This is a genomic window from Dysosmobacter welbionis, from assembly GCF_005121165.3.
Lineage (GTDB): Bacteria > Bacillota > Clostridia > Oscillospirales > Oscillospiraceae > Oscillibacter > Oscillibacter welbionis.
Window position 1 is genome coordinate 1,900,100 of the sequence record NZ_CP034413.3, and the last position, 23,257, is coordinate 1,923,356.

Below are 23,257 nucleotides of genomic sequence, written 5' to 3' on the forward strand. Positions count from 1 at the left end.
CCAGTGCCAGCGCAGCCGGCAATCTCCCCCTTACGGCAGCCGCCTCCTTTTCAGAAGTCCTCCGCCAGCCTGCGGGCCTTCTCACAGGCCTCCGTCAAAATCTCCTCCGTCTTGGCGGGATCCAGGTCCAGTCCGCCGGCAAACACATAGCTGAACGCCGGGATGCCGAACATGGCGCACAGCTGCTTCCAGTACAGGACACCCAGACTCTCGGGCTGCTCCAGATCCCCGCCGGAGGTGAGATAAGCCAGCTTCTCTGCCCGGCAATCCCCGTGGCAGCCGTCGGCCTCGTAGTGATAGGTCAGGCCATTGGCGGAGATGTACTCAATATACGTCCGCAGGGCCGCCGGGAAGGTCAGGTCCCAGAAGGGTGCCGCCACCACCACCCGGTCCGCGGCCCGGAACTGGCGGGCCAGATCATACACCGGCGCATCGAAGCACCGGATCCCCGCCAGGGCGTCCCGGTCGTTCAGCATCTCCGGCGCAAAGGGCTTCAGCGCCAGCAGGGCCTCTGGTTCCACAGTCTCCACCTCGGCCTCCGGATGCCTGGCCTGCCATGCGTCCAAAAACGATCTCGCCAGCACCAGGGTGCGGGATTCCTCCCCTCGCTGGCTGATGCAGCCGTTGACAAACAGCAGTTTCATGCAAATCACTCCTTCTCCTCCAAAAGGGTGGTAATGATGGGCTTCCCCTCCCGGTCCAGCAGGGGCGTCATCCCGCCGGCATGGCCGGTGGAATGCCACAGGTAGTTGACCCCGGTCTCCCGGTCCATCCAGACAGAGTTTTCCTCAAAGCCGGTGCTCTCCACACTGGTCCGCACAAACCGTTTTTCCTTTTTTGCCATATAGGAAACCTCCTGAAAAATTCGTCACTCCCATCTCCGCCAGGAAAAAGGGCTGGGGAAAACCCTGCGGTTTTTCCCAGTTCGTTCGCCGCGGGCGAACAAAGAAATCTCAATCATTTTCGGCAGGGCGTGTACCTGCCGAAAATCCGTTGACCTGTGCGCCTCGGGCGCACACACCAGTGACCGACGTCACTGGTGTGGGGGGAGGTCAAGGGGGGACGCAGTCCCCCTTCGAAGTCTCACGCCCGCTTGAACATCTTCTCCAGCTCGTACTTCGTCAGCTTCACCGCCACCGGGCGGCCGTGGGGGCAGTATTTGATCTCTCCGCTCTGCACCCGGTCCACCAGCACCCGCAGCTCCGCCGGATCGCTGACCCAGCCGCCCTTGATGGCCGCCTTGCAGGCCATGGTATGCAGCAGCGCCTCCCGCTTTTCATCCGGGGATCTTCCGGTCCGCAGGCGCTCGGCAAACTCCTCCAGAGTGGGCACCGTGTCGGCGGCGTCGATGTCCGCCGGCACCTCCCGCACCAGCAGGGCGCCGGCCCCGAAGTCCTCGCAGGCAAAACCGAACTGCTCCAGCAGGGGCAGGTTCTCCAGCAGCAGCGCCCCGTCCTCCCGGCTTAACTCCGCCGCGATGGGGGCCAGCAGCGTCTGTCGCATGGGGGGCTCCTGAGCATTTTTCAGCTTGTCAAAATTCATCCGCTCGTGGGCGGCGTGCTTGTCGATGAGCCAGACGCTGCCGTCCTCGCTCTCGCAGATGATATAGGTCCGCAGCACCTCTCCGGCAATCCGCCAGGGTGCCTCTTTCGTCTCCAGAACAGTCGTCTGGCCCGGTAGATCCTCCGTCAGCTTCAGCCGCTCCGGCGGGATGGCGGGCACAAAGGGGCGGGGAGCAGATTCCGGCGAGGTCGTCTTTTCTGCAGGGACGGACACTGGGGCAGAGGTCCAGGGGGCGGAGGGAGCCGTCCGCTCCGCCCGTGGGGCGGTCACGGAGACAGGCGGTCTGCCCAGCGCACCTTTGTTGCAGGAGGGTGCAGGCGGGCTGCTTTGCTGCGTGTCTGGCGGCGACGTCACAGAGGCGGGCGCCCTTCCCAGAGCGCCCTGGGCCGCGGACTCTGAGCGCTTGGTCTGGTAAAAAGAGGTCTGCCCGCTGTCCGCCACCCGGGCGGGCGCCCGCAGCTCGGTGTTCCAGGCGGGCCGGGCCGGAGCCGCGGGCTGGGGAGCGGGCTTTGCACCGCCCTGCCGGAACGTCTTGGCGTCCATGGTCTGGAAGAAGTCCTGCCGGGAGGCCGCCGGGAGCCGCGCCTCCTGCGCGGGAGCGGCGGCGGGAGCGCCGGTCTTGCCCAGGGCATCTAGCACCGTGTGGTAGACCGCGTCGAACACATCGTGCTCCCGGGCGAACTTCACTTGAGTCTTCGCGGGGTGGACGTTCACGTCCACCGCCGTCACCGGCAGGGTGACGGACAGGACGCAGCCAGGGAACTTACCCTTCATGATCTGGTTGCGGTAGCCCTCCTCCAGCGCCGCCGTCAGCAGCTGGGACTTGATGAACCGGCCGTTGACGAAGAACACCTGCATGGACCGGGAGCCCCGGCCCATCAGCGGCGCGGTGACAAAACCGGAGACCGTGATGTCCCCTCCGCTGCCGGACACCGGCACCAGCCCCCGGGCGAAGTCCCGGCCCAGGGCAGCGTAGACGGCGGAGTCCAGCTTTCCGTCACCGGGGGTCAGCAGGGCCTCCACCCCGTCCTTGATGAACTTGAAGGAGATGTCCGGATGGGACAGGGCCAGATGCTGCATGAGGCCGTTCACCGCCGCAGTCTCCGCACTGTCCTTGCGCATAAACTTCAGCCGGGCGGGGGTGTTGTAAAACAGGTCCCGGACCGTGATGGTGGTGCCCTCCGGCGCACCGGCGGGCTCCACTGCGCCGGGCACACCGCCCTCCAGATGGAGGGCGGCTCCCTCCGTCGTGCCGGTTTGGCGGGTGAGGATGTCCACCCGGCTGACGGCGGAGATGGCGGCCAGGGCCTCGCCCCGGAACCCCAGAGTACCGATCTTCCCCAGGTCCTCCTCCGTCCGCAGCTTGGAGGTGGCGTGGCGCAGGAAGGCGGTGGGGAGTTCCTCCGGCGCGATGCCGCAGCCGTTGTCCGTCACCCGGATCATGCCCATGCCGCCCCGGCGGATCTCCACCACCACGGCAGAGCTGCCGGCGTCGACGGCGTTTTCCACCAGCTCCTTCACCACGCTGGCGGGCCGCTCCACGACCTCACCGGCGGCGATCAGGTCCGCTACGTGGGACTCCAGTTGTTGAATGTGAGGCATATTGGTTTCCTTTCTAAGCTCAGAGCAGCAGCACGGCGACGATGGGAATGGTCACGATGGACGCCGCCGTGGTCAGGAAGGTGATCTGTGCCATGCACTCGGTGTCTCCGCCGTACTCCATGCTCAGCAGCGTCCCGTTCACTGCTACGGGCATGGCCATCTGGGTGACAGCGATCCCCAGCACCAGGGAGTCGATCCCCAGCGCCCGGAGGACCAGGCACAGGGCCACCGGCAGCAACAGCAGGCGGATGGCCGTCAGCAGCCACAGCTTGGGAGAGCGCAGCACCTGTCCGGCTGACATGCCCGCCAGCAGGGAGCCCACCACCAGCAGGGACAGCGGCACGGTGATGTCTCCCACAAAGTCCAGCATCTCGCCCACCAGGGCCGGCGGCCGCAGCCGGGTCAGCGCCAGCACCAATCCCAGGACAGAGGCCACGATGCAGGGGGTGAACAGCTGCTTCCAGCGGAAGCGGGCGGCCCCTGCCAGCAGCAGCGGGCCCAGACTGTAAGACAAGAGATTGAAGGGCAGCGCCAGAATGGCGGCATAGAACAGTGCGCCGTCTCCAAACAGGGCCACCGCTACGGGATAGCCAATGAACCCCACGTTGGGGAAGGCCAGGGCATACCGCCACACGCCCTTCTGCCCCTGTGTGCCCGGCAGGAACCGGGGCACCACCAGGGCAAAGACCGCCTCCAGCAGGTAGAACACCACGCCAACCTCCAGGATGGAGAGGATGGTCCCCAGCTCCGGCAGCTCCTCGCCGGTGATCACCGCCGCCACGATCATGGCGGGCATGGTGATGTTCAGCAGCAGCTTGGAGACCTTCTGGTCCGCCTCCCCGCCCAGGTACCCCAGCCGGTTGGCCGCATAGCCCGCCGCAATGGCGAACAGGATGACCAGCATCTCGCCAAATACGTCCCAAAAATTCATCTGTCCCTTTCTCCCCTCATCATTCCGGAATTCGGTTCTTACGCCACAAGGGTCCAAGCGGAGAGGGCGTTGGCCGCCGCATGGAGACCGATGGACGTCCACAGGGTGCCGGTGCGGTCATAGACCCACGCCAGCACCAGCCCGGGCACCAGATACTGGAGCATCAGCAGGAAATACGTGATGTCCCGGTTCACCACCGCGAACTGCCACACATGCAGCAGGGCGAACAGCAGGCAGCTGACCAGGTATCCCACCGCCGCGCTCTTGCGCCGGAGATTCCCGAACACCAGTCCCCGGAAGAGCACCTCCTCCACAAAGGGCGCCAGGAAAATGACGATCAGCAGCGTCATGTGGGGCGCGTCCTCGATCTGGGCGGAGATGGTGGTGTCGTTCAGGTTGGTCTGGTTGGATACCACCAGTCTTGTCAGGCGGTACACCAGCTCGTTCAGGCCGTACAGGGCCACCAGTCCGATGGCCATGAACTTGCAGGCCCCGCCCAGGTTCTCTGCAAAGTGCCGGGAGGTCCGACCCAGAAAGCCGTGGAAAATGATGACCGTGGCGGCGAAGAGGATGTAGTAATACAGGATATTCTGCAATCCGGTGCTGATGGTCACTCCCAGCAGTCCGCCGATCAGGCGGAACAGCGGGGTTGTGACAAAGGGCAGCACCAGTAGGTAGATCACAAAGAGCACCGTGCCCGCGATCTGTTCCCCCGCCGACATATAGGCGGCGCTCTTTCTTCTTGGCATCTCGTTCCCTCCCGGTTTTCGTCCGGCTTCTGTTTCAGCTCGTTTTCCCCGGCGGGCGGATCCGCCGGGGTCTTCTTTTGATCCGCTGGGCTTGGGCGGCGCGTGTCCGCCCGCCGCCAGGCCCCTCATTTCCGCGGAATCCCCTGTCCCGGCCTGAAGGCCGCTCTCCGGGCGCCGTCAGCGCGTCCGGTCCCCCGCGGCAGAGGGCGCATCCCGCCGTGCCTGCCCGGCCGGGTGCTCAGTTGAGCTTCTGCTTCCACTCGTAGATCAGGCTCATCGCCTCAATGGGCGTCAGCGTGTCCGGCTGGCAGCGGCGGAGGGCGTCCAGCACCTCCCCCTCGCCGATGGCGGTGAGGGACACCTGGTCCTCCTCTTTCCGGGCCGCTACGTACTGAACGCCGTTCTCCTCCTCCAGCTCTTTCAGGACCGTTTTGGCCCGCTGGACCACCTTGTCCGGCAGCCCCGCCAGCTTGGCCACCTCGATGCCGTAGCTGCGGTCCGCCCCGCCGGGGAGGATCTTCCGCAGGAAGATGATGTCCTCCCCCCGGGTCTTGACGGCGATGTTGTAGTTGACCGTGCCGGGCAGGGTGTTCTCCAGCTCCGTCAGCTCGTGGTAGTGGGTGGCGAACAGGGTCTTGGCCCCCAGCAGCTTCTTGTCCGCGCAGTACTCCAGCACCGCCCGGGCGATGGACATGCCGTCAAAGGTGCTGGTGCCCCGGCCGATCTCGTCCAGAATCAGCAGAGAGTGCTTCGTGGCGTGGCGCAGAATGTCCGCCACCTCCGTCATCTCCACCATGAAGGTGGACTGGCCGGCGGACAGGTCATCGCTGGCGCCGATGCGGGTGAAGATCCGGTCCACCACACCGATGCGGGCGCTGGCCGCCGGGACGAAGGAGCCCATCTGGGCCATGAGGACGATCAGCGCCACCTGGCGCATGTAGGTGGACTTGCCCGCCATGTTGGGGCCGGTGATGATGGCCACCCGGTCCTCCTTCTCCCCCATGAAGGTGTCGTTGGGGACGAAGAGGCTGTCCTTGAGCATCTGCTCCACCACCGGATGGCGGCCGTCGTGGATCTCGGTGGCCCCAGACTCGTCCACCGTGGGGCGGCAGTAGTGGTTCCGCACCGCCACCGCCGCGAAGGACACCAGGGCGTCCACCTCCGCCACCGCGGCGGCAGTCCGCTGGATGCGGGCGCTCTGGGCGGAGATCTCCTGCCGCAGCGCCGTGAAGAGCTCATACTCCAATGCCACCACCCGGTCCGAGGCGGTGAGGATCTCGTGTTCCAAGTCCTTCAGCTCCTGGGTGATGTACCGCTCCCCGTTCACCAGGGTCTGCTTGCGGATGTAGGTGTCCGGCACCTGGTCCTTGAAGGAGTTGGACACCTCGATGTAATAGCCGAAGACCTTGTTGTAGCCGATCTTCAGGGTCCGGATGCCGGTGCGCTCCTTCTCCTTGGCCTCGATCTCCGCCAGGACGCCCTTGCCGCCGTTCATGATGTGCCGCAGGCGGTCCACCTCCTCGTGGTAGCCGTCCCGGATGAAGCCGCCCTCCCGGACGGAGAACGGCGGCTCGTCGCAGATGGCCGCGCCGATGTGTGCCCCGATCTCCGTCAGGTCGTCCAGCTCCCCGGCCAGCTCCGCCAGCCGTCCGCCGGAGAAGGCCGCCAGCTGGGCCCGGAGGGCGGGCAGCCGCTCGATGGCGGAGCGGAGGGACACCATGTCCCGTCCCCCGGCGGTGCCGTAGACGATGCGGCCGATGAGCCGCTCCATATCTCCCAGGCCCGTCAGGGCGGCGATGAGCTCCTCCCGCGCCATGGTGCTCTCCACCAGGGCGGCCACGGCGGCATTGCGCTTGGCGATGGCGGTGACGGACAGCAGCGGCCGCTCCAGCCAGCTGCGGAGCAGCCGCCCGCCCATGGGCGTCCTGGTCTTGTCCAGCACCCACAGGAGGGAGCCTCTCTTCTCCCGGTCCCGGAGGGTCTCCGTCAGCTCCAGGTTCCGCCGGGCGGTCAGGTCCAACTCCATAAACCGGCCCTGCTCGTAGTAGTCCAGGTCGTTGATGTGAGAGAGGTCCGTCTTCTGGGTCTCGTACAGGTAGTGCAGCAATCCCCCCAGGGCCATGGCCGCGGCCGGGTTGGTCCTGGGCAGGCGGTCAAACGCCTCCTCCCCGAACTGGCGGCGGATGTTTCGCTCCGCCTCCGCCAGGCGGAAGCGGCCCTCGCCGCCGTTTTCCACCCGGCAGCGGAACTTCTCCGTCAGGGCGTCGGTCAGGGCTTTTTCCGAGGCGGCCCCGTCGTTCACCACCGCCTCTGCCGGGGAAAAGCGGCCCAGCTCGTTGACGACGTGCTCCACCCGGTCCGGGCCGGAGAAGGCCGTCAGGTGGGTCTTGCCGGTGGAGATGTCGCAGAAGGCCGCGCCGGCGTTCTGGCTGTCGATGTAGATGCCGCAGAGGAAGTTGCTGGCCTTCTCCTCCAGGCAGGCGGCGTCAATCACCGTGCCGGGGGTCACCACCCGGATGATATCCCGCTTCACCAGCCCCTTGGCCGTTGCCGGGTCCTCCATCTGCTCACAGATGGCCACCTTGTAGCCCTTGGCGATGAGCCGGGCGATGTAGGCCTCACTGGCGTGGTAGGGGATGCCGCACATGGGCACCCGCTCCTCCTCGGGCTTGGCGTGCTTGCCGTGGTCCCGGGAGGTGAGGGTCAGGTCCAGCTCCCGGGAGGCCAGCTTCGCGTCGTCAGCGAACATCTCATAGAAGTCGCCCAGCCGGAAGAACAGGATGGAGTCCGGATTGTCCTTCTTGATCTCCAGGTACTGCTTCATCATGGGGGTGAGTTCGGCCAAAAGGGTCACCTCATTCTCTTTCTATCAAAGGATTTGGATTCGTTTTATGGGGGTGCGTCCCATGGGACGCGGGAAATCAGCCATGTGGATGGCTGGGCTGGGCAGGCCGCCGAACGGCGGCCACAGGGGTCTGGCTCCCGCCGGGGGCATTGTCCATGCGGGATGCGCCCCCCATTTTCTTTTTGAGACATCAAAAAGAAAATGCGCCGCGCCCGGTGGAAAAGAAAAAATGTCTCGGCGGGTCGGTCTGCGCAGGCGCAGACCTCCTGCCGCCGGCGGGGGAAGGTTGGCAATCCCGCGCGGCGGTCAGAGACGGAAACGCCCGGCCCTTGGGGAAACCTTCAGCCCGGGGAAGTCTGGGATACACGCTGCGCTGATTTTCGCTGCCGCTGGCCGGTGGTTGATGAAAGCCTCCGCAGCGGGCCGATGAGGGCATCGGCCTCTACAACCGCCCGGGCAGCGCGTAGCGAAGCGGAACGCGCGGAAAGAGAAGCTGGTCAAATGCGTTCTTGCACCCCGACAACTTCCGCACCATCCGCCACGGGACGGCAGTCGGGGAAATCGCAGAAGAGCATAGCGTGCCCGAAGGCAAGGCCAAATCGGAGCAGGCACTGGTACGCCGACCCCCGTACGCGCGGAGGGCCACTGCACCGGAGCGCGCCCGGCGCCTTTTTCTCTTACACCGGGCGCGGCGCGTTCTCTTTTTGGCGCAACCAAAAAGAGAATGGGGGGCGCATTGCCCAGCTGGCACCCCAGCTGAATCCCCCGGGCGGTTGATAACCGCCCCTACGGTCCTGCAGGGGTCCGGCGGAAATCCGGCGGGCGGACACACAGTTCCGCCCCTACCGCTCCCGGCAGACCAGCTCATCCAGCGACAGGCCGTAGAAATCCGCCAGGGCAATCAGTGTGGACAGGGTCGGTTCCCGCTCTCCACGCTCATACGTCTGATAGGCCCGCCAACCGATGCCGATGATTTTTGCCAGCTCGGTTTGTTTCAGGCCCCTTTGCTTTCTCAGTTGAAGAAGGTGTTCTGCAAACGTCATAATTCCTCTTCCGCTCTTGACAGACACAAATATGTCTGCTATGATACGTACTATAAAAGACACAATCGTGTCTGTCAAACAAATTCAGGAGTGATCCCCTATGTCCGATTACATCGACATCCTGCTCACCGCCCTGGAGGACGAGCTGTACCCCTCTCTGGGCAAGGACTACTTCCTCCCCCTCCAGCAGGCGAACGACGCCTTGACCGCGCTTTCCGCCACCCTCACCGATCAGCAGCGTGCGCTGCTGGATTCCTATGAGGACGCCTCCGCCGCCGCAGGCAGCGCCTATCAGGACGCCTACGCCCGCAGGGCCTTCCTCCTCGCGCGGGAGGTCTACCGTTAAACGGCCTCGCCGTACAGCGCCCAGGTGTTGCTGCCGGTGACGGCCACATCCGCGAACTGCCCGATCAGGGCCTTGTCCCCTTTCAGCCGCACCAGACGGTTGCCCTCCGTCCGGGAGGTCAGGGGGTACTCCGGGTCGTCGCTCTCGCCGTCCACCAGCACCCGCACCGTTTTGCCCACATAGGCGGCGTGGAGCTTGGCGGACATATTGTTCTGGACCTCCAGGAGCCTGTCAAACCACTTCTGCTTCTCCGCCCGGGTGGCCGGGTCCGGCATGGCCGCGGCCTTGGTGCCGGGGCGGGGGAGTAGATGAAGGTGAACAGGGCGTCAAACCCCACCTCCTCCACCAGAGACACGGTGTCCATGGCCTCCGCCTCCGTCTCGCCGGGGAAGCCGATGATGACGTCGGAGGTCAATACCAGCCCGGGCATGACCCGCTTGGCGTAGTTCACCAGATCCAGGTACTGCTGCCGGGTGTAGCGGCGGTTCATCTCTTTCAGGACCCGGTCGTTGCCGGACTGGAAGGGCAGGTGCAGCTGCTTGGCCACATGAGAGCTTGCGGCCATCACGTCAAACAGCCGGGGCGTGGCGTCCTTGGGGTGGCTGGACATGAAGCGGATGAGATATTCCCCCGGGATCCGGTCGATGTCCGCCAGCAGGTCCGGGAAGTGGTAATCCAAATCCAGATCGTTGCCGTAGGAGTTCACGTTCTGGCCCAGCAGGGTGATGTCCTTGTACCCCGCCTCCACCAGCTGCCGGACCTCCGCCAGCACGGCCTGGGGGTCCCGGCTCCGCTCCCGGCCCCGGACATAGGGCACGATGCAGTAGGAGCAGAAGTTGTTGCATCCGTACATGATGGAGACCCAGGCCTTCACGCCCTTCTCCCGCACCACGGGGATGCCCTCGGCAATGGTGCCGTGCTCGTCCTGGACGGAAAAGACCCGCTTCTTCGTCTCATACACCTGCCACAAAAGCTCCGGGAACTTCCACAGGGCCTGGGGGCCGAACACCAGATCCACGTGGGGATAGGACTTTTTGATCCGCTCCGACACCCGGGGCTCCTGGGCCATGCAGCCGCACAGGCAGATCACCTGCTCCGGATTCTCCTTCTTGGTGTGGGTCAGGGCGCCCAGGTTGCCGAACACCCGGTCCTCCGCGTGCTCCCGGATGGCGCAGGTGTTCAGGAGCACCAGATCGGCCTCCTTCGGGTCCTGGGTGAGGGTGAAGCCGCTTGCCTCCAGCATCCCCATGAGCTTCTGTCCGTCCGCCACATTCTGCTGGCAGCCGAAGGTGTCCACACAGGCCGCGGGGTGAGCCTCCCGGGCGGCGAACAGGCCGCGGATTTTCTCCTCAAACTCCCGCTGGCGGTCCAGGTCCGCCTGGGGGATCAATACGTTTTCGCGTTCCAAATCAGTTCCTCCAAATGCAGATACTTTAACTAAAATATCATAGCACACCAGAAAACAAAGCACAAGCAGAAACCTCCGGCAGGCAGACAGCGGCCCCGCCGGGAACTTCCCGGCGGGGCCGCTGTTGTGTCACAGGTCTGCCAGCAGATCCGGCAGGTCCGCGGGGCGGGCGGCCACGGCGTCCGCCGCCGCCAAATCCACGGACGGGGCGCCGCCCCAGGCGGCGGCCACGCAGACCACCTCCGCCGCCCGGCCCATGGCCCGCAGGGCCGCCTGGGCATTGCGGCCGAAGGCGATGTCCCCGGCGTGGTCCCCGATGTAGGCGAAGCGCCCCTCCCGAAGCCCCAGCCGGTCCAGGCAGGCCAGGAAGGCGGCGGGGTCCGGCTTCTGACGGGCGAAGTCCACGTCCGCGTGGCCCACCACGGCGGCAAAGCAGTCCGCCGCGCCGTGGGCGGCCAGGGCGGCGCGGATGTTGCCGCTGTCGTTCTGGGAGCAGATGCCCATGGGGGCCAGGGCGGCCAGACGGGGCAGAACCTCCAAAAGCCCGCCGAAGAGGGGCGGCAGGGTCCGGTCCGCCAGCTGGCAGGGGCCCCACAGGGCCCCCGCCTCGTCCAGCCGGTCCGCCGGGACGCGGAGGGCGTGCTGGTACAGCTCCCGCCAGTTGCGCCAGCGGTAGTTGGCGGCCTGATAGGCGGCCAGGGAGGAAAGCGCCTCCGGCAGCGGGTCCAGCAGGGCCGGGTCCAGGCGGCCAAGGACGGCCCTGGTGACGGCGATGTTCTTCACCGGCGTGTTGGCCAGGGTGCCGTCGTAGTCCCAGAGAATGGCTGTGAACATGGGTGCCCTCCTTCTATCGCTTGTCTGTGCGGCCCGCTAAATAGTCCAAGCTGACCTTGTAGTAATCTGCCAATTTGAAAAAGACTTCCAGCGGTATCTTGATCTTTCCGTTTTCGTAGTCTGAGTAGGTGTTCTGTTTCACACCGAGATACTCCGCGATCACTTTCTGCGGTGTGTCCGAATCCTCTCGCAGTTCCTTGACTCTCCTCAAATACATGATGCCATCACCTCAAGCGATAACATACCGCATCGGTGAAAGCGATATTGACTTATATCGGTGTAGCCGATATAATTTTCATGAGGTGATAAAAATGGCTCTATATGAGAAACGGGATGACGTGTACTGCGGCTCCTGCGGCCACTTTACCCGGCACTACATCTGGCGGGACGGGCGGCAGGCCCGGAACGCCCCCAACGGGTGCTTTCTGCCCCTGAGCCTGGGCCACTGCGCCCATCCCCGCATGAAGGACCGGCGGGAGGATCAGTCCTGCCCCCTGTGGATCCCCCGCACCCCGGACCAGGACCCGCCGGACACCCGGCTGCCGGGTGCAAACGCGCCGGACCGCTGAGAGCGGCCCGGCGTTGTTCTATCCTCGGTTCTCCAGCTTCCGCAGCTGGGTCTGGAACGCCTCCGGCAGGTCGCACCACAGCTCCACCAGCTCCCCGGTCCGGGGATGGAGAAACCGCAGCCCCACCGCATGAAGGCACTGCCCCTGGAGGCCCGGCACGGGCTTTTTCGCCCCGTACACCGTGTCCCCCAGAATGGGGTGGCCGATGTGCGCCATGTGGACCCGGATCTGGTGGGTGCGCCCGGTCTCCAGTCGGCACTCCACATAGGTATAGCCGGGGAACCGCTCCAGCACGGACCAGTGGGTCACCGCGCTCCGGCCGCCCGCCACCACCGCCATCTTCTTCCGGTCCGCCGGGTGGCGGCCGATGGGGGCGTCCACCGTGCCGCTGTCCTCCCGGAGATTCCCGATCACGATGCAGCGGTAAATCCGGGCCAGGGTGTGGTCCTGAAGCTGGGCGGAGAGCTTCTGGTGGGCGAAGTCGTTTTTCGCCGCGATGAGGAGGCCGGAGGTGTCCCGGTCGATCCGGTGGACGATGCCGGGCCGCAGCTCCCCCCCGATGCCGGAGAGGGAGTCCCCGCAGTGGTGCAGCAGGGCATTGACCAGCGTGCCGTCCGGGTGGCCGGGGGCCGGATGGACCACCAGCCCCTTGGGCTTGTTCACCACGATCACGTCGCTGTCCTCGTACACCACATCCAGGGGGATGTCCTGGGGCGCCACGTCCACCGGCTCCGGGTCCGGCAGGGTAACGGACACGGCCTCTCCCCCGCCCAGGCGGTAGTTTTTCGCCAGGGGCTTTCCGGCAGCGGTGACCCGCCCCTCCTCGCACAGCCGGGCGGCGGCGGAGCGGGTCACGTCCGGCAGCTGCCCGGCCAGCCAGGCGTCCAGCCGGGTGCCGGTGTCCTCAGGATTCACTTGGAGCGTCCGCGTCTCCATGGGCCTTGCCTCTCTTGTCGTATTTCTCGTAGAACCATAGGTAATAGATTACCGCCAGCACGGCGCCGCACACCACGCAGATGTCCGCCACGTTGAACACCGGATAGGAGGGCCAGAACTCCAGGTGGAACATGTCCACCACGTACCCCAGCCGCACCCGGTCGATGATGTTCCCCACGCCGCCGGACAGGATCAGGAATCCCGCCGCCACCCCCAGGGGGTGCCGGACGATCCGGCGGAGCAGGACCACCGCCACCGCGATCACGATGACGGAGGTGACCGCCACCAGCAGCCAGCGCATACCGGAGAAGCTGGACCAGGCCGCCCCGTAGTTGTGGACGGTCCGCAGCTCTACCAGCCCGGGCAGAAAGGGCTGGGCCTCCCCCAGGGGGATGTTGACGGTGACATAGTGCTTCACCCACTGGTCCAGGCCCAGCAGGGCCAGGGACAGCGCGGCGCAAAGGGCATACAGCATAGTTTTCTCCTCAAATCAGATAGGTTTTCACCACCGGCACCCGCCGGAGGACCAGCCACACCAGAAAGCCGCCCCCGAAGGCCGCGGCCGCCAGCACCGGCACGCCCCAGACGGGCGGCAGCGTCCCGGCGGAGAGGCCCCTGCCCGCCAGGAAGTCCAGGAAGAACAGGTGCGTCAAGTAGATGCAGAAGGACGCCTTGGAGACGGTCTCCGCCATGGGCCAGCGGTCCCGGTTCTGCCACCGGGCGGCGCAGAAGCCGTACAGCCCCGCCGCCTGCAAACAGACGCCGGGGGCGCTCCCCTGGAGGAACACCTGATACAGCGCCCCGGTTTTGACGGAGGCCGCCAGCGTCAGGCCGAAGGTCAGCGCCGTGCCCGCCAAATACAGCCAAACGAAGGTCCGGGGCCTGTGGCGGGGCGCCTCCTGAGTCAGGACATCGCCCAGCACACCATAGCCCACGGCGCACCAAGTCAGGTTGATGGGGTACTGGGCAGGGATGCCGCCGACGAGGGACAGGGGCGGGAAGAATTTCAGCGTGGGGGCCAGACACCCCAGCACGAACCAGATCCCCAGAGCGTAGTTCAGCAGCCGCCGGTCCGCCGCCGCCACAAGGCGGCGGGTCAGGGGCAGCACCGCGTACACCAGCAGAATGATGTGGAGGTAATAGAGATGGTTCTTGTGATGGAACAGCACCAGATTCAGCGCCGCCTGCCGGAGGGCCGTCCGCTCCAGCACGCCCGCAGCGCGCCAGCCCCGCAGCAGCTCCACACCCTCATAGGCTGCGGCCCAGAAAAGCAGGGCCGCCAGGATGCGGGGGATGTACTTCGTCCACACCCGCCGGACGGTGACCTCCTTTTCCGGCGGCAGCAGCAGCGCGCCGCTGCACAGGAAGAACACCGGCACCGCGCTGCGCAGCAGGCAGTTCCAGAACAGGGCGGAGGTCCACCCAAAGGACCCCGGCGCTCCCGCAAAGCCCCCGGCGGCGGAGGCATGGATCAGCAGCGTGCCGAAGATGGCAGCGGTCTTGGCCGCGTCCACCGGCACGCTGCGGCGCTGTGTCAGCGTCTGCATCCGACCATCTCCCTCATTGGACAGATCGAGCTTGCCGACAACAGTGTACACGGTTTGGCAGAAAAAAGCAACCGCCGCTTCACGCCCTCCTGCGGCGCCGCCACAGGAGCCAGATAACGCCGGAGAGGGCCGTCAGCGCCCCGCCCGCCGCCAGGGACAGCCAGAAGCGCCCGCTCCCCGGCTGCCACAGCGCGCCGCCCAGCACGGTGGCGCAGGCAATCCGGGGCAGGCCGCCCAGCAGCCCGGCGGAGAGATACGTGCCGTAGGGCGTGCCGGAGGCCCCCAGATAGAGGCTCACCACGTCCCCCGGCGATGCCCCCGCCAGCCGCAGCAGAAAGACGGACAGCCACGGGTTCTCCGCCTGGGCCCGGCAGACGCCCGCCACCCGGGGAATCCGCTCCGCCAGGGCCTCCAGTCCCCCCTGCTCCCGCCGCCCCAGGAAAAAGGGGATGGTCTGGGCCACCCCGGTGCCGCAGAGGTTCACCGCCAGCGCCAGGGGGAAGGGAAACAGCAGTCCCCCCGCCGCCGTGAGGGCGGACATGGGAAAGCAGACGGAGAGGCTCTTGAGGGCGTACAGCCCCACCAGGAACGACGCCGCCAGAACCGTCTGCCGGGGGGAAAAGGCGGCGATGGCCTCCGCCGTCAACTGATGGCGGAACGGCCAGAGGGCGGCGGCGCCCGCTGCCAGCACCAGCAGCGGCGCCCCGTACCGCCAGACATGAAAGGCATGTTTTTCCATAGCCGTCCTCCCGCCCGCGTCAGATAGGGCTAGTATATGCGGCGGGCGGAAAAAGACGAAGAGGCAGCCGGAAATCCGGCTGCCTCTTTCTGCAAATAGTGACAGAATTCCCCTGGCGGTCATACAAAGGGTTCGTCCTGGGGCAGGACGTCCGTGGAAAGTTCGGACTCCCCAGTGGTCCCGGTGCCGGTCTGCCCTTCCGCTGTCTGCTGGCCGTCCTGCTCCGGCGTCTGGATGGTCCAGCCATTATCCGGCGTCGTGGGTTCTGTAGGCTCTGCGGGGACATCAGGGTCCTGGGGCTCCGTGGGCTCCACCGGCGTGGTGGGCTCGGTGGTGTCCGTTGGGATCTGGGCGCCGCCGTCGGCGGGCTCTACCGCCGGGCCCCGGAGGATCACCTTATTGCGGGACTTGTAGTCGCTGGTGGCCTCGTAAGTGGAGGAGATCAGCTTGCCGTTGGCGTCGTAGACATTGCGGTATGTCCGGTACTTGTACCCGGTGTAGGGCGTGGTCTTGACCTTCTCCGTGCCCGGCGCCAGGGTGGGGTCGTCCTCATACACCGTCTCATAGGGCGTGGTGGAGAGGTGCTCGTTGGTCATCTTCACGCTGGTGCCGTCCACATTGGTGCCCAGGATCCGGACCGTCAGGTAATTGTTTTCATAGATGGTGACGATCTTGATGGGGTACAGGGAGTTGTTGGTGAACTTGTAGTCCGGCCCGCCCCAGGACACCGTGGCGTCCATGCCCGCGGTGATATAGGCGGGGACGTAGCGGTGGGCGTACCGCTCCGTGATCTCCAGGTTGGACCGCAGGCAGGCCAGGTACAGCGTGGAGGAAGTCTGGCAGATGCCGCCGCCGATCTCGTCCACCGTCTCCCCCTGGACATAGGCGGGAGCCGCCTGATAGCCCCGGGCGGCGGTCCGCTGGCCCACCACGTCATTGTAGGAGAACACGTCGCCGCTGTTCATCACATACTCGTTGATGGATGCGGCGGACAGCTTCACATTGGACCGGCGGGCGGAGGTGCCGCCCACATGGGTGCGGGCCTCGCCCAGCACGTCCCGGAACAGCACCTGCTCCAGCTCCTCCGCCGTGACGGCGGGCAGCTCCACCTGGGCGGGGACGGTGACGGTCTCGCCGGGCGCGGCTGCGTCCAGCAGCCGCTGGGCCTCGTCCACATCGAAGTCCGCTCCGGCCTCCTCCGGTACGATGGCGCCCGTCTCCTTGTCATAGGAGGCGTTCTTCACCACGCCGGAGCAATCGTCGTAGATCTCCTGGGCGGTGAGGGTCTTGGCGGGAAGGATCCGAGCGTTGTTCACAAACACGCTGGCCGCCGCGCCATTGCCGCTGCCAGTCCATCTTTCCTGTGCAGTCCGCGCAAGATCTGCGGCGGACACGGACAGTCCGTTCAGGGCTTTTGTGATTTCGACGGCATCCTCCGTCACCTCGTAGGAGGCGTCCTGGGCCTCCCGGGAGAACTGCTCACTGAGCTGTTCCATTTTTACCTGGAAGATATCCTCCTCCGGCTCCAGCACGACGCCCAGTTGTCCATCTGCTCCGACCAGGCAGGCAAGATACTCCCAGCCCTTGACAAAAAAGCTGCTCCGGCCCTGCACGGCATCAAATGCGGATTGGGCACTGACCTCATAGTCCAGTTCCTCTGTGATGCCCAGCTCCCGATAGGTGCATACGGCGTCGGGGTCTGCGCCGTACAGCATATCTCCCTCCGGCGCGGATTCCCCATCCCCGGTCTCATCGGCCAGCGGTAAATAAAACTCTACGGTTTCCTCCGGAATCTCCTGCCGCAGCCGCTCCGCGGCCTGCTCCGCTGTGAGGCCTGCCACGTCCACACCATTGATGGTGGTGTTAGGGTAAAATATATCCAGGGAATTGGCATAGGCGCACAGGCCCACATAGGCGGCAAGCAATACCGCCACAATAACTCCTATGATAATTATCGGCTTTTTGCCGCCGGTTTTCAGCCGCTTCGGCGCGGTGGCTTCGTTCGTATTCGGTTCCATGAAGCCCCTCCTGTTGTTCTGTCGGATCGCCCAGACAAGCCGTGCTGTCCTAGCTTATGCATTCAGGATTTTATTTTAGCACGTTTTTTCTGGAAAATGGATTACAATCCCGTAACAATCAGAAGTTTCAGGCCTCTTTCCGACGCTGTTTCGGAATGCGGAGCGTCAGAACGATTTCGTCCTCTGTCTCCTCCCGCTCCGTCCGGGCGTCCACACCTGCGTCCCGAATCAGCCGCAGCCCCCGGTCCACACTGTTCAAAAACAATCGCACGTCCTTGATGATGTACGTCCGCCGTCCTGCGGGCGGCGCGGTCTGGAGGGCTGCCAGCCGCCGCTCTACATACTGCTCCGTCTGGGCCACATTCCAGTGCTTCGCCGCCGCCTGGCGCAGGGCGGTCAGCCGCTCGCCCTCGTCCTCCAGCCGCAGCAGGCAGCGGGCGTGACGCTCCGTCAATCCGTGTTCCACCAGCAGCGCCCGGCAGGCCGGGGACAGCCGCAGCAGCCGCAGCTTGTTGGCCAGAGCCGAGGGGGACATGCCCAGCTGGGCCGCCACCGCCTCCTGGGTCATGCCCGTCTGGTGGAGAAAGGCGGCGATGGCCTCCGCCTCCTCCAGGTAATGCAGATCCTTGCGCTGCAAATTCTCCACAAGGGCCAGCAGGGCGGAGGCCCGCCCGTCCACCTCCGCCTCCAGGCAGGGGACGGTCTCCAGACCCGCCAGCACGGCTGCCCGCAGCCGCCGCTCCCCCGCCACCAGCTCCCAGCCCGCCGCGGTCCGCCGCACCGTCAGGGGCTGGAGGATACCGTGGCGGCGGATGGATTCCGCCAACTCCCGGAGCCCCGTCTCCTCAAAGGTCCGCCGGGGCTGCATGGGATTGGGGCGGATTTCCGCCGCCGGGAGCCACAGCACCTTCCGTTCCGGCCTGTCCATGGGACCACCTCCGTTTCATTTCCTTTATTTTACAGGTCCTGTTCCAAAAAGGCAGGGGGAATCTGTCGAGGCGTCCCCCACTCCGCAGGAAAAGCGGCCGCCCAATGGGCGGCCGCCATGCGAACACTGCATATTCCATTACCGGGACGGTTCCTCCGCCAGGCGCGCTTCGTAGGCCGCCTGATCCGCCCGGCCGGGCCTGGTGGCCCGCAGGGCCTTCACGATCAGGGCCGTGGTGGCCTGGAGGAACACCGGAGAAAAGGCCACCGGAAACAGCACGTCTCCGGGGAAATAGGCCTCGGCCAGCACCGCCCCAGCGCTGATGTTCCGCATCCCGGCGTTGAGGGCGACAGTCTGCACTGTGGGGAAGTCCAGCTTCAACAGCCGCCCCGCCCAATACCCCAGGAAAAAGCCCAACAGGCACAGGAAGAACACCACGATCATCACCCGCACCAGGGTCGGTGTCAGGTTCCGGAGGAAGGGCGCGCAGCCGGTGGCATTGGCCGTGATGATGAGCAGCAGGGCCGCCTTGGCGGGCAGGGACAGCTTCGGCTTCAGCGTGACCGCCACGGCACCCTTTGTCAGCTGGTACAGCACCATGGCTACCAGAGCCGGAAGCGCCACCATCAGCAGCAGGTCCCGCATCATGCCCCAGGTGTCCAGCTCCACCACCGAGCCCACCAGCAGCTTCATGGTCAGGGGGATCACCACCGGGGAGAGGAGTGTATCCAGCAGCACCACCGAGAGGCACAGGGCGGTATTGCCCCGACTCATGCCCACCCACATGAGGGACGCCACACCGGTGGGCACTGCATACTCCAGCACCAGCCCGATGGTAAACAGCGGCGCGTCCGGAAAGCACAGCGTCCCCAGGCCCAGGGTAATGAGGGGCATCACCACGTGGAGCAGGCCGAAAATCACCGCCACCGGCAGAGGGTGGCGGACCACCTGCGCCAGCTCCCGGAAGCCGCCGCCCAGGCTGTTGGAAAAAGTCATGAAGGCGAACAGCCCTACCGTCACCCCGTTCAGGTGGGAGAGCACCTCCGGAAAGGCAATACCCAGCGCCACACAGCAGAGCACCACCGGCGCCATGTGTCCGCCCAGGAAGCCATCCAGGCGGCCGAGCGTTTTCAAATCCGATCCCCTCTTTTCTAGTTCCTGTTCAGCGGCAGAGATAGGAAAACCAGCCCTCAGCGCTCCGTGTCTCCAGGATCTCCCAGCCGTTTTCCCGCAGGCGGTCCGCCACCTCCTGCGCCCGGTCGTCGATGATGCCGGAGCAGAGGAACAGTCCGCCCGGAGCCAGCATGGGCCGCACCAGCGGAGAAAGGCCGATGATGACGTCCGCCACGATATTAGCCACCACCATCTGCCAGCCGCCGCCCAGATCCGCCCGCAGAACCGCGTCCCCCAGTACATCTCCGATCCGGACGGTGTAGGTGTCCTGCCCGATGCCGTTGAGGGCGGCGTTCTCATAGGCTACGTCCCGGCACTTGTCGTCGATATCCACCGCCGCGGCGGAGGCCGCCCCCAGCTTCAGCGCCGCGATGGAGAGGATACCGCTGCCGCAGCCCAGGTCCAGTACCCGCTCGCCGCCGCGGATGGTCTTCTCCAGCGCCGTCAGGCACAGGCGGGTGGTGGCATGACTGCCGGTGCCGAAGGTGAGGCCCGGATCCAACACCAGGGCCACCCGCCCGGCGGCAAGGCCCGCCCGGACCTTGGGGTCCTCCCGCAGCCACTCCGGCACCACCAGCAGCCGGTCTCCAATCTCCATGGGCTTGTAATACTGCTTCCAGTTGTTCTCCCAGTCGGCGTCCTCCAGGTCATCCAGGGTCATCAGCAGGGTGCCGCAGTCGTCCCGGGTCTTTTTCAGCTCCTCCAGGGCGATGCGGACCTCCCCCAGCTTGGCGAAGCCCTCGTCCCCCGCCTCCAGATAGAAGGTGATCCGGGACCGGCCCTGCATCTCCTGCCGCAAATCCTCGTCCACATAGTCCCAGTACTGCCCGTTGTTCTCCAGGAAGTCCTCGAACTCCGTCTCGTCATCGATCACCACACCGTCGATGCCCAGGGCGGAGAGCATCGTCTCCACCGGCTCCAGTCCGGTGTGGTTTGTGTCGATATGTACCTCCAGCCATTTCACAGCCGTCACCTCATCTCTCCGCCGGAGCGGAATTATATTTGATCTCCAGGGAAAAGCGCCCCTCTGAAGGGACGCTTTTCCGTCCGTCCTCACCGGCGGCTGCCCAGGAAGAACAGGGCCAGCGTGCCAGGGCCAGAGTGGTTGCCGATGACCGGCCCCACGTAGTTGATATAGATGTCCTGTACGCCGAAGCGGCGCCGCACCTCGTCCGCCACAAACTCAGCGTCTGCCTCGCAGTCCCCGTGGCTGATGAAGATGGTCTGCCCCGCCGGGTCGATGGCGCTCTCCGCCATGCGGTCCACCAGGGCCAGCAGGGACGCCTTCCGCCCCCGGGTCTTGCTGACGGGCACCAGATGGCCCGTGTCATCCACATGCAGCACCGGCTTGATGGACAGCATGGTGCCGAGCAGGGCCGCCGCAGCGCTGACCCGGCCGCCACGCTTCAGATGGTTCAGGTCATCCACGGTGAACCAGTGGCACACCTTCGCCTTGGTCTCCTCCGCAAAGACGTGGACCTGGTCGATGGTCTTCCCCTTCCGCTTTTCCTGGACGCAGAGGTATACCAGCAGCCCCTGGCCCAAAGAGGCGCTGAGCGTGTCCACCACAAAGATCTTCCGTCCGGGGTATGCCTCCCGCAGGTCATCGGCGGCGATCACCGCCGACTGGTAGGTGGTGGAGAGCGCGGAGGAAAAGGCCAGGTACAGCACGTCCCTGCCGCTATCCAGAATCTTCCGCATAGCCTCATCAAACACGCCCACGCTGATGGCGGAGGTGGTCGCCAGGGCGCCGGCGCGGAGCCGGGCATAGAAGTCCTGGAAGCCGATCTCCCGGCCGTCCAGGTAGTTGTGGTACACCCGGTCCTCCATATTCAGGCTCAGGGGCAGCACCTCCAGCTCCAGATCCGCCGCCATCCGGGCGGTCATGTCGCAGCAGCTGTCTGTCAGGATCACAAAATCATCCATGCTCAGTCCTTCTCCTTTTCCTTTTTGGCCCGTTCTTTGCTTTTGGCGTGGGCGGCGCTTGCTGCCTCCTCCCGGGCCTCCTGCCGCTGGCGCAGCAGCGTCACATACCGGCTGCTGGCCACGCCGGCGGCGTAGCTCATCAGAGCAAAGTGGATGGCCGCATCCGCCAGCTCCTCCTCCCCGGTGCGGTCCTCCATCTCATCGGCCACGGCGTTCAGCGCCTTGTTGAGGCTCCCGCAGAAGGCGGCGTACCCGTCGGAGATGGGCCGGTCCCCCTGCAGCTCCTCCCGGATCAGCAGATCCATATCCCGGGTGGACATCACCCGCTTCAACACACAGATAGCGGTGAGATAGGCCAGGTGGTCCCGGTTGTATTTCTTCCCCTCCGCCCGGGGCACCAGGCCGCTCTTCGTGTAGTTGTTCACCATGGCGGCGGTGAGGCCGTCATCCTCGTCGAACCGGATCACCTGCCGGTCCATATAGCTGAGCACCTGGTCCATATATAGGGAGAAGTCCGGCAGCTGGTCCCAGGGCACCGGGCGCTGGGTCCGCAGCCTCTCCCGCAGGGCCGTCAGATCATACATGCGGATACACTCCTTCCGCCGTGCGGCACGGCTTTTATTCAGAGGTAGTATACCACGCAAATCTGATTTTGTAAATCACGTTTTCCAGGGTCCGGTATTGCATTTTCTGTTAGCAGTTATTTTCCCACACAGAATCGGGAAAAAATGCGGGAGACAATCTCCTCCTTCGCCGTGCGGCCTGTCAGCTCTCCCAGCGCGTCCAGGGCCTCCTCCGCGTCTGTGAGCACCGCATCCGGGGTCATTCCGGTCTCCAGGGCCTCCAAAGCCCGGCGGACTGCGTCCAGGGCCCGGCGGGCGGCGTCCTCCTGCCGCCGGTCGGTCAGCAGGCTGCCCGCCTCCCCCGGGTCCCCGGCGGGAAACAGGGCTGCTACGGCGTTTCCCAGGTCCTCCAGTCCCTCGCCAGTGACGGAGGACAGGGACACCACGGCGGCAGGCGGGGCCAGAGGGCCCTCTCCGGCGGGAAAGACCGCCCCAGCCGTCCGCAGCCCCCCCGCCATATCCCGCTTAGTGAACACCAGGAGCCAAGGAACTCCGCACCGGGCCACATCCGCCAGCAGAGATCCCTCTTCCGGGTCCTCCGGCACCGCACCATCCACCACCGCCAGCACCAGCTCCGCGGAGGCGATGGCTCTCCGGCTCCGCTCCACCCCCAGCTGTTCCACCGGGTCCTCCGTGGCCCGGATGCCGGCGGTATCGATGAGCCGCAGCAGGACCCCGCCGCAGAGTACGGACTCCTCCACCGTGTCCCGGGTGGTGCCGGGGATGTCGGTGACGATGGCCCGCTCATACCCCGCCAGGGCGTTGAGCAGCGAAGACTTGCCCGCGTTGGGCCGGCCCACAATAGCCGTGCGGACGCCGGATTTCAGTACCTGTCCCCGGCGGCAGGTGTCCAGCAGCCGCTCCAGCCGCCCAGCGGCGGACCGGAGGGCAGCGGCGATCTCCTCCGGCCGCACATCCTGAATGTCCTCGTCCGGGTAGTCCACCACCGCGTAAAACCGGGAGGTGACTTCCAGCAGCTCCTCCTGGACCGGCTCCAGCACCCGGCGCAGGCCGCCGTCCAGCTGGGCGGCGGCGTTTCTGGCCGCGGCGGCGGTCTCCGCGTCGATCAGGTCCACCACCGCCTCCGCCTGGGTCAGGTCCATCCGGCCGTTCAAAAACGCCCGCTTGGTGAACTCCCCCGCCTGGGCCTGCCGGGCCCCGGCAGCGAAGAGGGCAGACAGCAGCTCCCGCAGCACCACGGGGGAGCCGTGGCAGTGGAACTCTGCGCAGTCCTCCCCGGTGTAGCTGCCCGGCCCCGGGAACCGCACCGCAAGGCCCCGGTCAATGACCCGGCCCGCCCGGTCCAGCATCTCTCCGAACACCATTTTCCGGGGCTCCTGGGCGGCAAAGGGACGGCCGCCAGCCGCCCGGAACACCCGCCCGCACAGGGCGAAGCACCCGTCTCCCGACACCCGGACGATTCCGATGGCGGTGGCGGCGCTTCCAGTGGCGATTGCCGCGATCACATCCATCTGCC

Annotated in this window: 24 protein-coding genes; 2 read left to right on the forward strand and 22 right to left on the reverse strand. The window is 65.7% G+C overall.

Translation table 11 applies throughout. The annotated features are described in order from the left end of the window. Positions 1-50: 50 nt before the first annotated feature. From EIO64_RS10205 to EIO64_RS10235, 7 genes are all read right to left on the reverse strand, one after another. Complete coding sequence (locus tag EIO64_RS10205) at positions 51-644, reverse strand: NAD(P)H-dependent oxidoreductase (RefSeq protein ID WP_119311839.1); 594 nt, start codon at positions 642-644, stop codon at positions 51-53. A gap of 5 nt (positions 645-649) precedes the next feature. Then, on the reverse strand, positions 650-844 hold the full coding sequence (locus EIO64_RS10210; protein WP_136891296.1) for a DUF6440 family protein: 195 nt from the start codon (positions 842-844) through the stop codon (positions 650-652). 239 nt (positions 845-1,083) lie between these two features. Continuing rightward, entirely contained in the window at positions 1,084-3,165 is a 2,082-nt protein-coding gene (mutL, locus tag EIO64_RS10215) for a DNA mismatch repair endonuclease MutL (protein ID WP_136891297.1), read from the reverse strand. 19 nt (positions 3,166-3,184) lie between these two features. Further along, positions 3,185-4,096 carry an AEC family transporter gene (locus tag EIO64_RS10220; protein ID WP_025545571.1) on the reverse strand — a complete coding sequence of 304 codons (912 nt, stop codon included), beginning with the start codon at positions 4,094-4,096 and terminating at the stop codon, positions 3,185-3,187. Between the two features lie 38 nt (positions 4,097-4,134). Beyond that, positions 4,135-4,845 (reverse strand): CPBP family intramembrane glutamic endopeptidase, encoded by a 711-nt coding sequence (locus tag EIO64_RS10225; protein ID WP_025545572.1) that lies wholly within the window; start codon positions 4,843-4,845, stop codon positions 4,135-4,137. A gap of 238 nt (positions 4,846-5,083) precedes the next feature. After that, on the reverse strand, positions 5,084-7,690 hold the full coding sequence (gene mutS, locus EIO64_RS10230) for a DNA mismatch repair protein MutS (protein WP_174233006.1): 2,607 nt from the start codon (positions 7,688-7,690) through the stop codon (positions 5,084-5,086). An 842-nt stretch (positions 7,691-8,532) separates the two neighbouring features. Continuing rightward, positions 8,533-8,733: a helix-turn-helix domain-containing protein gene (locus EIO64_RS10235; RefSeq protein ID WP_021750635.1), complete on the reverse strand. Its 201-nt coding sequence runs from the start codon at positions 8,731-8,733 to the stop codon at positions 8,533-8,535. A gap of 100 nt (positions 8,734-8,833) precedes the next feature. On the opposite strand from EIO64_RS10235, the gene EIO64_RS10240 reads away from it, so the two are divergent. Beyond that, positions 8,834-9,079 carry a hypothetical protein gene (locus tag EIO64_RS10240; protein ID WP_021750636.1) on the forward strand — a complete coding sequence of 82 codons (246 nt, stop codon included), beginning with the start codon at positions 8,834-8,836 and terminating at the stop codon, positions 9,077-9,079. Here the strand turns inward: EIO64_RS10240 and EIO64_RS19025 are convergent. The 4 genes from EIO64_RS19025 to EIO64_RS10255 all read right to left on the reverse strand — a co-directional run bounded on the left by EIO64_RS19025 (position 9,076) and on the right by EIO64_RS10255 (position 11,538). Continuing rightward, positions 9,076-9,285, reverse strand: coding sequence for a TRAM domain-containing protein (locus EIO64_RS19025; RefSeq protein WP_346730038.1), 210 nt, complete (start codon positions 9,283-9,285; stop codon positions 9,076-9,078). The two genes, EIO64_RS10240 and EIO64_RS19025, sit on opposite strands and share 4 nt — an antisense overlap. Next, positions 9,198-10,487 carry a tRNA (N6-isopentenyl adenosine(37)-C2)-methylthiotransferase MiaB gene (gene miaB / locus EIO64_RS10245; protein WP_346730039.1) on the reverse strand — a complete coding sequence of 430 codons (1,290 nt, stop codon included), beginning with the start codon at positions 10,485-10,487 and terminating at the stop codon, positions 9,198-9,200. The genes EIO64_RS19025 and miaB overlap by 88 nt, the downstream gene beginning before the upstream one ends. Positions 10,488-10,616: 129 nt before the next feature. Further along, positions 10,617-11,321, reverse strand: a complete 705-nt coding sequence (locus EIO64_RS10250) for an HAD family hydrolase (protein ID WP_119311841.1) — start codon at positions 11,319-11,321, stop codon at positions 10,617-10,619. A 13-nt stretch (positions 11,322-11,334) separates the two neighbouring features. After that, positions 11,335-11,538, reverse strand: coding sequence for a helix-turn-helix domain-containing protein (locus EIO64_RS10255; RefSeq protein WP_021748673.1), 204 nt, complete (start codon positions 11,536-11,538; stop codon positions 11,335-11,337). Positions 11,539-11,632: 94 nt separating this feature from the next. On the opposite strand from EIO64_RS10255, the gene EIO64_RS10260 reads away from it, so the two are divergent. Beyond that, positions 11,633-11,890, forward strand: coding sequence for a hypothetical protein (locus EIO64_RS10260; RefSeq protein ID WP_036629957.1), 258 nt, complete (start codon positions 11,633-11,635; stop codon positions 11,888-11,890). Between the two features lie 18 nt (positions 11,891-11,908). On the opposite strand, the gene EIO64_RS10265 is transcribed toward EIO64_RS10260, so the two are convergent. The 11 genes from EIO64_RS10265 to mnmE form a co-directional block, all read right to left on the reverse strand. Further along, positions 11,909-12,826, reverse strand: coding sequence for an RluA family pseudouridine synthase (locus tag EIO64_RS10265; RefSeq protein WP_136891298.1), 918 nt, complete (start codon positions 12,824-12,826; stop codon positions 11,909-11,911). Further along, positions 12,795-13,301 carry a signal peptidase II gene (gene lspA, locus EIO64_RS10270; protein ID WP_021748676.1) on the reverse strand — a complete coding sequence of 169 codons (507 nt, stop codon included), beginning with the start codon at positions 13,299-13,301 and terminating at the stop codon, positions 12,795-12,797. The genes EIO64_RS10265 and lspA overlap by 32 nt, the downstream gene beginning before the upstream one ends. Positions 13,302-13,311: 10 nt before the next feature. Beyond that, a complete protein-coding gene (locus EIO64_RS10275) occupies positions 13,312-14,424 on the reverse strand; it encodes an acyltransferase (protein WP_158629765.1) in 1,113 nt (370 codons plus the stop codon). Between the two features lie 28 nt (positions 14,425-14,452). Next, on the reverse strand, positions 14,453-15,112 hold the full coding sequence (locus tag EIO64_RS10280; RefSeq protein ID WP_036636562.1) for a TVP38/TMEM64 family protein: 660 nt from the start codon (positions 15,110-15,112) through the stop codon (positions 14,453-14,455). Positions 15,113-15,231: 119 nt separating this feature from the next. Beyond that, positions 15,232-17,130, reverse strand: a complete 1,899-nt coding sequence (locus tag EIO64_RS10285) for a VanW family protein (RefSeq protein WP_136891300.1) — start codon at positions 17,128-17,130, stop codon at positions 15,232-15,234. A 127-nt stretch (positions 17,131-17,257) separates the two neighbouring features. Beyond that, positions 17,258-18,058, reverse strand: coding sequence for a ParB/RepB/Spo0J family partition protein (locus tag EIO64_RS10290; RefSeq protein WP_021750436.1), 801 nt, complete (start codon positions 18,056-18,058; stop codon positions 17,258-17,260). Positions 18,059-18,196: 138 nt separating this feature from the next. Beyond that, positions 18,197-19,192 (reverse strand): bile acid:sodium symporter family protein, encoded by a 996-nt coding sequence (locus tag EIO64_RS10295; protein ID WP_119311846.1) that lies wholly within the window; start codon positions 19,190-19,192, stop codon positions 18,197-18,199. Between the two features lie 28 nt (positions 19,193-19,220). Further along, positions 19,221-20,195, reverse strand: a complete 975-nt coding sequence (prmA, locus tag EIO64_RS10300) for a 50S ribosomal protein L11 methyltransferase (RefSeq protein ID WP_119311963.1) — start codon at positions 20,193-20,195, stop codon at positions 19,221-19,223. A gap of 89 nt (positions 20,196-20,284) precedes the next feature. Then, the gene (locus EIO64_RS10305; RefSeq protein WP_136891301.1) at positions 20,285-21,157 is read right to left on the reverse strand and encodes a DegV family protein; all 873 of its coding nucleotides are present in this window, start codon (positions 21,155-21,157) and stop codon (positions 20,285-20,287) included. A 2-nt stretch (positions 21,158-21,159) separates the two neighbouring features. Then, positions 21,160-21,741, reverse strand: a complete 582-nt coding sequence (locus tag EIO64_RS10310) for a DUF1836 domain-containing protein (protein WP_021750440.1) — start codon at positions 21,739-21,741, stop codon at positions 21,160-21,162. 116 nt (positions 21,742-21,857) lie between these two features. Then, positions 21,858-23,252, reverse strand: coding sequence for a tRNA uridine-5-carboxymethylaminomethyl(34) synthesis GTPase MnmE (mnmE, locus tag EIO64_RS10315; protein ID WP_136891302.1), 1,395 nt, complete (start codon positions 23,250-23,252; stop codon positions 21,858-21,860). Positions 23,253-23,257: the final 5 nt, after the last annotated feature.

Coding starts and splice junctions, on each gene's coding strand:
- EIO64_RS10205 (WP_119311839.1), bottom strand. CDS start 644: ATGAAACTGCTGTTTGTCAACGGCTGCATCAGCCAGCGAGGGGAGGAA.
- EIO64_RS10210 (WP_136891296.1), bottom strand. CDS start 844: ATGGCAAAAAAGGAAAAACGGTTTGTGCGGACCAGTGTGGAGAGCACC.
- mutL (WP_136891297.1), bottom strand. CDS start 3,165: ATGCCTCACATTCAACAACTGGAGTCCCACGTAGCGGACCTGATCGCC.
- EIO64_RS10220 (WP_025545571.1), bottom strand. CDS start 4,096: ATGAATTTTTGGGACGTATTTGGCGAGATGCTGGTCATCCTGTTCGCC.
- EIO64_RS10225 (WP_025545572.1), bottom strand. CDS start 4,845: ATGCCAAGAAGAAAGAGCGCCGCCTATATGTCGGCGGGGGAACAGATC.
- EIO64_RS10235 (WP_021750635.1), bottom strand. CDS start 8,733: ATGACGTTTGCAGAACACCTTCTTCAACTGAGAAAGCAAAGGGGCCTG.
- EIO64_RS10240 (WP_021750636.1), top strand. CDS start 8,834: ATGTCCGATTACATCGACATCCTGCTCACCGCCCTGGAGGACGAGCTG.
- EIO64_RS19025 (WP_346730038.1), bottom strand. CDS start 9,285: ATGTCCGCCAAGCTCCACGCCGCCTATGTGGGCAAAACGGTGCGGGTG.
- EIO64_RS10250 (WP_119311841.1), bottom strand. CDS start 11,321: ATGTTCACAGCCATTCTCTGGGACTACGACGGCACCCTGGCCAACACG.
- EIO64_RS10255 (WP_021748673.1), bottom strand. CDS start 11,538: ATGTATTTGAGGAGAGTCAAGGAACTGCGAGAGGATTCGGACACACCG.
- EIO64_RS10260 (WP_036629957.1), top strand. CDS start 11,633: ATGGCTCTATATGAGAAACGGGATGACGTGTACTGCGGCTCCTGCGGC.
- EIO64_RS10265 (WP_136891298.1), bottom strand. CDS start 12,826: ATGGAGACGCGGACGCTCCAAGTGAATCCTGAGGACACCGGCACCCGG.
- lspA (WP_021748676.1), bottom strand. CDS start 13,301: ATGCTGTATGCCCTTTGCGCCGCGCTGTCCCTGGCCCTGCTGGGCCTG.
- EIO64_RS10280 (WP_036636562.1), bottom strand. CDS start 15,112: ATGGAAAAACATGCCTTTCATGTCTGGCGGTACGGGGCGCCGCTGCTG.
- EIO64_RS10285 (WP_136891300.1), bottom strand. CDS start 17,130: ATGGAACCGAATACGAACGAAGCCACCGCGCCGAAGCGGCTGAAAACC.
- EIO64_RS10290 (WP_021750436.1), bottom strand. CDS start 18,058: ATGGACAGGCCGGAACGGAAGGTGCTGTGGCTCCCGGCGGCGGAAATC.
- EIO64_RS10305 (WP_136891301.1), bottom strand. CDS start 21,157: ATGGATGATTTTGTGATCCTGACAGACAGCTGCTGCGACATGACCGCC.
- EIO64_RS10310 (WP_021750440.1), bottom strand. CDS start 21,741: ATGTATGATCTGACGGCCCTGCGGGAGAGGCTGCGGACCCAGCGCCCG.
- mnmE (WP_136891302.1), bottom strand. CDS start 23,252: ATGGATGTGATCGCGGCAATCGCCACTGGAAGCGCCGCCACCGCCATC.